Source organism: Pseudonocardia sp. N23, from assembly GCF_002583555.1.
Taxonomy (GTDB): Bacteria; Actinomycetota; Actinomycetes; order Mycobacteriales; family Pseudonocardiaceae; genus Pseudonocardia.
In genome coordinates, this window is sequence record NZ_BEGX01000040.1 from 1 (window position 1) to 7,588 (window position 7,588).

Genomic DNA, 7,588 nt, shown 5'->3' on the forward strand with positions numbered 1-7,588 from the left:
TTCTTCTTTCGGGGGTCACCTACCGCCCGGCCCACCATGAAGAGCCCGGGCTAGTAAGGCATCAATACGACGACAGACTTGTGTTCCGCTACATCACCGAGGCGATCCAGGTCCTCCCCCCGAGCCTGTCCAAGGCAATGGCGGTGACCGTCCTGCTTCTCAGCCACGCTGGCTGAAGCCAAGCGGAAAGGGCTCAGCGTGAATCAGCGATCAGTGTATAGGCGCCACGGTGGAACAGCAGCGGCGAGCGAGACTTGTCCGCGTCTAGGTCGCGGACTCGGCCGACGACGATCGTGTGATCACCGCCGTCGTACTCATGCTCCAGCGTACAGTCGACCCAGGCACTCACATTGTCGAGGATCGGGGCTCCAGAAGGCGCCGTATGCCAGCTCACCCCAATGAACTTGTCTACGCCGGAGCGTGCGAACCCGGCACTGTGGTGCTGATGGTCGGCGGCGAGGATGTTGATACAGAAGGTGCCGACTTCGCGTATCCGCGGCCAGGTCGTCGATGAGCGGGCTGGTGAGAAGTTTACTAGCGGCGGTTCCAGGGACAACGACGCGAACGACTGACAAGTGAAGCCTATCGGCCCCTCTGGACCGGCCGCCGTCACAATGACGACCCCCGAGGCAAAGTGGCCCAGTACTTCCCGCATAGCAGCGGCGTCGACTGAGTTCGGGTAAGTTTTAGCGGCCATACGCGGACCGGTCATCCCGTAGATGATAGATGACTCGAGTAGGAAGCATAAGACACGTTCTCACTGAATGAGAAGTCCAGTTGATGCCGCCCTAGCAAGTCTGGACAGTGATCACTTATCGACCGGATCCGATCATTCCCTGCCGTGGCTGTATGTGGCCATTCCCGCGTTAAAATTCAGGGGTGATGACCCTAAGAAAGGATAGCGCGCCCGAACTTGAGCTCGCCGAAGTTCTGTCTGACGGATCGACACTTGAAGCCGAGATATAAGAAGAGGGAATCCTGCATGCAGGCCCTCTTGGGCTCCGCTTGCGCTAGACGCAGGGCCAGCCATATCGGAACTGCCTCTCGGTAGGGTAGCTTCGGAGGCTGGCTCAAATTGCACCGTTAGCACACCCAGTTTATCGCCTCACTAATGGAGCAGCACCAGTGATGCTCTCGAAGTCCAGAATGCATATTCTGAGAGCGCCGTGGCGAACTAGCACTGCAATCGTGTTAGTAGCACTCAACTTACGTCCGGCGGTCGTCGGCGTTGGCCCGTTGCTCCCGGAGATTCGCATCGAGCTCTCTATGTCTGCCACTGCTGGCGGGTTGTTGACCGCTCTCCCCGTTCTATGTTTCGGCCTCCTGGCTCCCGTGGCACCGCGGCTTGCTCGTCTTGTTGGACTGGAAAGAGCCCTGTTCGGGGTGCTAACCATGATCGCGGCAGGGTGCCTACTGCGGATGCTCCCAGGCCAGGTAACTTTATACGTTGGCACGGTCGTTATCGGCGCTGCAATCGCATCGGGAAACGTTCTTCTTCCTGCGATGATAAAGCGTGACTTCACTCATAATCTGGGGAAGATGACCGCAGTCTACTCGGCAGCAATTTCGCTGGGCGGCGGCCTCGGAGCTGCAGTGACCGTGCCTCTAGCGGATGCAGCAGGATTGGGTTGGCATGCTGCATTGGGGGCGTGGGCCCTATGGGCGGGGCTGGGCATTATTTGCTGGATTCCCCAGCTGCAGCGGGCAGGAAAGCGCACCTCGCATGGACCACGGGTTGGGAGCATCGCTCGACGTGCGCTGGCTTGGCATGTAGCGGGCTATATGGGTCTGCAATCACTCGGATTCTATGCAGGATCTGCCTGGTTCGCAGAAATTTTCATGGACCGAGGATGGTCGCCTACACTTGCGGGGGTCCTCGTATCGATTGTAAGTGTTTCCGGACTGGTGGGGAGTATTGTGACGCCAATTCTGGCAACCCGAGCAAAAGATCAGCGCATCCTCGCCTTACTGGTTACTGCCGTCGGATTCCTTGGCGTCTCTCTCATGCTAGCGCCGGGGCTAGAAGTCTTCGCCTCGATAGTAACGGGACTGGGTTCTGGTGCTGCACTTGGCCTGGCTCTGACATACATCGGTCTACGCAGCTACGACTCCCATCACGCGGCACAGCTGTCTGGCATGGCTCAGTGCGTTGGTTATACTCTGGCGGCGGCTGGGCCATTCATTGTGGGAGCTATGCATGATGTTAGTGGCGGATGGACTGCTCCTCTCCTCGCTCTTCTTTTGCTTTTTATTCCCCAAGCAGTGTTTAGCTATCTCGCAGGTCGCAATCAAGTCGTTGAGCCGAGAATTATATAGCAAGCCGCCAGGCTGGGTCGCCGCAATCATCCGCGAATCTGAGGGAAAGCGATGAACGTGTCGTAGTGTCAATGGAAGCATTGTCTCGCTCTAAATTCGACTTGCATGATTAAGTGAAAGTTTCCGGATGGAGACCATGTGCTCAAGGTTGTTCCGACATGGGTGTAGCAGTTCTGGTAGGTGACTCAAGTCCGGCGAGGCCTGCTGCCTATCGACTCGCTGCGACACTCGCTGGCTGCGACGTTGCCACGACGTCTACGGGAGAGGGAATCGGCACAAGGATCCTGGTTGTTGGGGCATTCGCTATTGCTGGTCGTCTGGATGACGCCTTGCTCCCCGTACTGTCTAGAATACATATGCGGGGCGCCTTCGTTTTCTTGATAAGTGTGGGCCGTTGGCCGGAAGAGAGTCGGACTGCCGACAGCCTCCTGCGACCGCTAATCCTTGCAGGCGGTGGGTATTGTCCCGCCCCGACTCTCCATTTACTGGCGGATGATCCCGCCGCAATCAGTGCATTCTGCAGGTACTGGGGCCCTGTCGCGAGAGCAATGCAGTCTTCCCCATCAAGCTCTTGACCGTCTGCCGTTTGTTGTTCTTCCGAATGGAGAGCAGGTGAGGGCGTGCTCGACCACGGGAGTGGTGTCGTGTCGCTGCGTTGAGACGGGCTCCGGGCGGCTGACAATGCAGGTTCGCTAGGTCTTGATCAGCAACTTCTGGGACCCCAGCTGCCGAACCTTAGGCTGCGTCCCCGCTGGTGGTGGAAGTCCCGGGCCCTTCCGGCGAGGCTGAGCGTGTGGGAGGGCCACCGGCGTGAGTCTCTGCGTGTTCTCGCCAAGGAACCCGATCTGCCAGGCATGATCGAGGCCGAGCTCACCGGCGCCATCGTCTCAGCGCTGCATGAGCGCACCGAGTCTCGGGCGACTCATCACGGCAGGATCTGAACCGCAGGGACGTGTTGTCGTCTGGCCCGAGTTGCACAGGTGTCGGGGACCTGTCTGGTGTTGATGCTGGTGAGCGGGTTGTCGGCTGAGGATTCGGGGCACTAATCGGTAGCCTGCGCGGGTGGCATACGTCCGGAAGGTCAAGACCGCTTCCGGGGCCACGGCGGTGCAGATCGTGGAGAAGCGTCACGGCGTGCGCAGGATCGTCGCCCACATCGGCTCCGCTCACGACGACGCCGCGCTCGCCGTGCTGGTGGCGTCCGCTCGTGACCGGATCCATGCAGGTCAGCAGGCCCTCGACCTGCCGGCGGCCGAGAGGGCGAGCGCGGGTGGGGCGACGGTCACCGGGTCAGCCAGCGAGGTCCTGTGGCAGGTCCTGACCGACGCGTACCGCCAGCTCGGGTTCGACACCGTCGCTGACGAGGCGTTCCGGGCGCTGGTGCTGGCCCGGATCGTGGAGCCCACCAGCACCCAGGCCGCGGTCGGCGTCCTCGACGAGCTCGGCGTGGCCGCGCCGCATCGCAACACCTTCACCGCCGCGTTGCGCCGCTGCATCGCCCAGGACTACCGGGCGGTGTTGGCCTCGGCATGCGCCACGCATTCGGTGCGGACGAGGTCGGCGTCGCCGATCCTCTACGACGTCACCACGCTGCACTTCGAGGCCGAACACGAGGACAAGCTCCGCAAGGTGGGAATGAGCAAGGAACGCCGGGTCGACCCGCAGATCCAGGTCGGGCTCCTCGTCGACCCGTCCGGCTTCCCTCTGGAGGTGTCCTGCTTCGAGGGCAACACCGCCGAGACATCCACCCTGCTGCCTGTCCTGCGCGGCTTCAAAGCCCGCCACGAGGTCGAGGACATGGTGGTGGTCGCCGACGCCGGGATGCTCTCGGCGAAGAATCTGAACGCGCTGGAAGACGAGAAGTTCTCCTTCATCGTCGGGTCTCGGATCAGTAGAGCGCCCTACGACCTGGCCGAACACTTCGAACGCCACGGCAACGCCTTCACCGACGGCCAGCACCTCGAGTCCACCCGCGTCATGGGCACCGGCAAGGCCGCCCGGTCGCGCAGGGTGGTCTACCACTACTTGTTCGCTCGACATAAGCGCGACGACAGGGCGATCAACGCCATGGTCGACCGGGCGGAGAAGGTCGCCGCCGGGAAGCGGCCGCTGAAGAAGGACCGCTTCGTCCGTCTCGACTCCGGAGACGCCGAGGTCGACTGGGGCCTGGTCGAGCGGGCCCGTCAGCTCGCCGGTCTCAAGGGCTACGTCACCAACCTCCCCAAGTCCACCATGGACGGCGCCGCAGTGGTCGAGGCCTACCACGATCTCTGGCAGGTCGAGAAGTCCTTCCGGATGGCCAAGAGCGATCTCCGTGCCCGGCCGATCTTCCACCGGCAACGCGACGCCATCGAAGCCCACCTCACCGTCGTGTTCGCCGCCCTGGCTGTCTCCCGCCACCTTCAGGAGGCCACCGGCGCCTCGATCCGCAAGCTCGTCCGAACGCTGAAACCGCTACGCACCGTCCGCGTCGACGTCGGCGGACACCCGATCACAGCCACCCCGCAGATCGTCGGCGACGCGCGCGTCCTGCTCGACCGGCTCCCCGCCATCAACGCGCCGGGGCACTAAACCTGTGCAACTCAGGTCTGGATGCAGCCGTGGACGGCCTGGGGGTCGGCCGCAGTCGTAGAGACGACGTCGGTTCCTATGGCTGATCGCGCGGGGCTGGTCGGTCTACGCCGCTCGCCGCGAGGTCGAGGTCTACCGCACTACCGGCGTGAACTGGAGCCGCGGCTACAACGTCTACAAGAACGGCCAGGACCACTACTTGGAGATCCTGGAGCGCAAGCCCGGCGCGCTGCCGGGATCGACCGCGCTGGCTCAGGCCCGCGAGTCAGGGGCGTTCACCCCGGCGCATGAGGCGTTCTGGGCCGCGCTCGGCGACGCCGGCGGTACCCGGGCGTTGATCGAGGTGCTGCTCCTGCACCGCTACCTGGGCCACGCCCAGGTGTCCTGGCAGGCTTGCATGCCGCGGCCTCGGTCGGCGCGGTCTCGGCCGACGTCGTCGCGGTCGAGGCCCGCAAGGCCGCAGCTTCTCATCCAGCCGGACATGCAGACAGCCACCCCACGGCCCCTGGAGCCAGCCGCCGCCCGGGTGGTGAGCCTAACCCAACGGCGCCTGCACGACCCGGCCGCGGTGATCGCCGGGCTGCCACCGGATCGGCGGCCGTTACCCACCGTCGACGCCTACGACGAGCTGCTGACCCGCTGTACCGCCACGACCGGCGAGAAGCCCACCGCATCGGGATGTCGAGCACATCGAGTTCGGAGGTGTCATGAGCCAGCCCAAGCTGCGCAGCCGCGCGATGACCGAGCAGGCCGCCCAGGCCGCGGTCGATCAGGCCTGTCGCTCGTTGCGGCTGCCCACCATCCGGGCCCGGGTCGCCGAGCCCACCGCTGCGGCGCAGCGCGAGCAGCTGACCTACTCCGGGTTCCTCGCCGAGCTGCTGTTGGCCGAGTGCGACGACCGCGACTGGCGCCGGTCCGCACGCCGGATCAAGGCTGCCGGGTTCCCGCGGGAGAAGTGGCTCGACGACTTCGACTTCGACGCCAACCCCCCAACTCCCGGCCGCGGTGATCCACACCCTCGCCGGCTGCGACTGGTTCGCAAGGGCCAGCCGCTGTGTCTGATCGGTGACTCCGGCACCGGCAAGCCCCACATGCTCATCGCGCTCGGCACCGCCGCCGCCCAGTAGGGGTTCCGGGTCCGCTACACCCTGGCCGCGAAGCTGGTCAACGAGCTCGTCGAGGCCGCCGACGAACGCCAGCTCGCCAGGATGATAACCCGTTACGGGCGGGTGGATCTGGTCTGCATCGACGAGCTGCTACATGGAACTCGACCGCCGCGGCGCCGAGCTGCTGTTCCAGGTTCTCACCGAGCGAGAGGAGACCGCCAGCGTCGCGATCGCGTCGAACGAGTCGTTCTCCGGCTGGACGAAGACCTTCACCGACCCGCGACTCTGCGCCGCGATCGTGGACAGACTCACCTTCGCCGGGAACATCCTCGAGACCGGCACCAGCTCCTAACGACTGGCCCATGCCCGAGCCGCACGCGTCGACCCCGCCACCTGAGCACATCACTGGAGCCAGATTCCTCCGTCATGCCGGGGCCAGCTTCGGTTGACAGAACCATCAGGTCATAGGCGGTGGCCAGCAACGTGTTCGGGCGGCACCGTGCGGCGACGAACTCTAGGTAGTCGTCCACCGGCGCATGCCCCAGCGACGCGGCAGGATTCCCCGCGGCGTCGACCCTTCGTACCAACTGCGGCTGCCAGGCCACGCGCGCTCCTCGACGGGAACGCCCATCCTGCCCGTCCGCAACACCAGATCGGAGGTTCGACACCCACCAACCACCGAAGAACTCGAACCCGGCGACGTGAGCGGTGGTCCAGGCGTGCTGGTCCATGGTCAGCACCGGGCGGACGAATACGTGCCGGTAAAACGACAACACCATCACGAACGCCCACGCCCGTCCCCGCCGACGCCCGCCGACCGGGTCGGCTCCACGAGCCGAGAAACCCGTAGTCGATCTGCGCCTCCGCGGCCGGCGGCGGGTCCTCACACAGCACCGTGACCGCTCCCGGACACCCTGCTCGGGCAACGTCACGGCGATCCACCGCTTCAACGATGCCGCCGAGGCCACGACCCCGTGCTCGTCGCGCGGCCGCTGCCGGATCGTCGCCTTCGTGACCCCAGCGGCCAGCAGCTCAGCGATCAGATCGCGGTGACGGTCGAACTCCGGCCAGATGATCTGCCGCAGCCCCGTGTCCGCCAGACCAGGGAACCAGCCGCGGACCAGCTGCTCCCACTCGCTCTTCGGCCGCTGCCGGGCTGACTCCCGCCGCCAACGCCGGGGACACGTACTTCTTCACCGTCTTGCGGGCCACCGGCCTGGTCAAGGCCCTCCTCGTCCTCATCCGCGCCGGCTGAAGCCAAGTGGAAAGGGCTCAGTGGATCAATATCTCGGTCACATCGACCACGTCGAACGTTCTCCTCGCCACTCGCGCCTCCGCCAGATCCAACCGACGGCGGCAGCCTCATGCCTGCGAGGACCACACCCACGACGCCACGCTCGTCCTTCCGCTGAGGAACTACTGAGCGCCGACCTGAGGAACTATATGACGGTGCGCAACGCCGTGGTGATCCCTGACCAGTGCGCTTTGGACGCATAGCGCAGGGTCGCCCGCGCCAGGTGCACCACGCAGCCCTGAACCGTGGCTAGTACTGCAACGGCAGTCGCGGCGTGTCGTGAGAGGCTGATCGATGTCGG

The 7,588-nt window shown here is 64.4% G+C and carries 6 protein-coding genes and 1 pseudogene; 5 read left to right on the forward strand and 2 right to left on the reverse strand.

Annotated elements, in window-relative coordinates; translation table 11 throughout:
• Nucleotides 1-193 precede the first annotated feature (193 nt).
• Complete coding sequence (locus tag TOK_RS12035; protein ID WP_253258334.1) at nt 194-712, reverse strand: flavin reductase family protein; 519 nt, start codon at nt 710-712, stop codon at nt 194-196.
• Nucleotides 713-1,146: 434 nt separating this feature from the next.
• Here TOK_RS12035 and TOK_RS12040 point away from each other — a divergent pair, with 434 nt between their 5' ends.
• The 5 genes and pseudogenes from TOK_RS12040 to TOK_RS34910 all read left to right on the forward strand — a co-directional run bounded on the left by TOK_RS12040 (nt 1,147) and on the right by TOK_RS34910 (nt 6,345).
• Nucleotides 1,147-2,316: an MFS transporter gene (locus tag TOK_RS12040; protein WP_256387972.1), complete on the forward strand. Its 1,170-nt coding sequence runs from the start codon at nt 1,147-1,149 to the stop codon at nt 2,314-2,316.
• 1,062 nt (nt 2,317-3,378) lie between these two features.
• Nucleotides 3,379-4,887, forward strand: coding sequence for an IS1634 family transposase (locus tag TOK_RS12045; RefSeq protein ID WP_216361952.1), 1,509 nt, complete (start codon nt 3,379-3,381; stop codon nt 4,885-4,887).
• Between the two features lie 190 nt (nt 4,888-5,077).
• Nucleotides 5,078-5,533 (forward strand): annotated as a pseudogene (locus TOK_RS12050) (IS21 family transposase); the annotation flags it as partial.
• A 61-nt stretch (nt 5,534-5,594) separates the two neighbouring features.
• Nucleotides 5,595-6,014, forward strand: a complete 420-nt coding sequence (locus TOK_RS34905) for an ATP-binding protein (RefSeq protein ID WP_305775557.1) — start codon at nt 5,595-5,597, stop codon at nt 6,012-6,014.
• 133 nt (nt 6,015-6,147) lie between these two features.
• Nucleotides 6,148-6,345 carry an ATP-binding protein gene (locus tag TOK_RS34910; RefSeq protein ID WP_305775558.1) on the forward strand — a complete coding sequence of 66 codons (198 nt, stop codon included), beginning with the start codon at nt 6,148-6,150 and terminating at the stop codon, nt 6,343-6,345.
• 1,087 nt (nt 6,346-7,432) lie between these two features.
• Here TOK_RS34910 and TOK_RS34695 read toward each other — a convergent pair.
• Nucleotides 7,433-7,579: a transposase gene (locus TOK_RS34695; RefSeq protein ID WP_216361954.1), complete on the reverse strand. Its 147-nt coding sequence runs from the start codon at nt 7,577-7,579 to the stop codon at nt 7,433-7,435.
• Nucleotides 7,580-7,588: the final 9 nt, after the last annotated feature.

Coding starts and splice junctions, on each gene's coding strand:
- TOK_RS34910 (WP_305775558.1), top strand. CDS start 6,148: ATGGAACTCGACCGCCGCGGCGCCGAGCTGCTGTTCCAGGTTCTCACC.
- TOK_RS12040 (WP_256387972.1), top strand. CDS start 1,147: ATGCATATTCTGAGAGCGCCGTGGCGAACTAGCACTGCAATCGTGTTA.
- TOK_RS12035 (WP_253258334.1), bottom strand. CDS start 712: ATGACCGGTCCGCGTATGGCCGCTAAAACTTACCCGAACTCAGTCGAC.
- TOK_RS34905 (WP_305775557.1), top strand. CDS start 5,595: ATGAGCCAGCCCAAGCTGCGCAGCCGCGCGATGACCGAGCAGGCCGCC.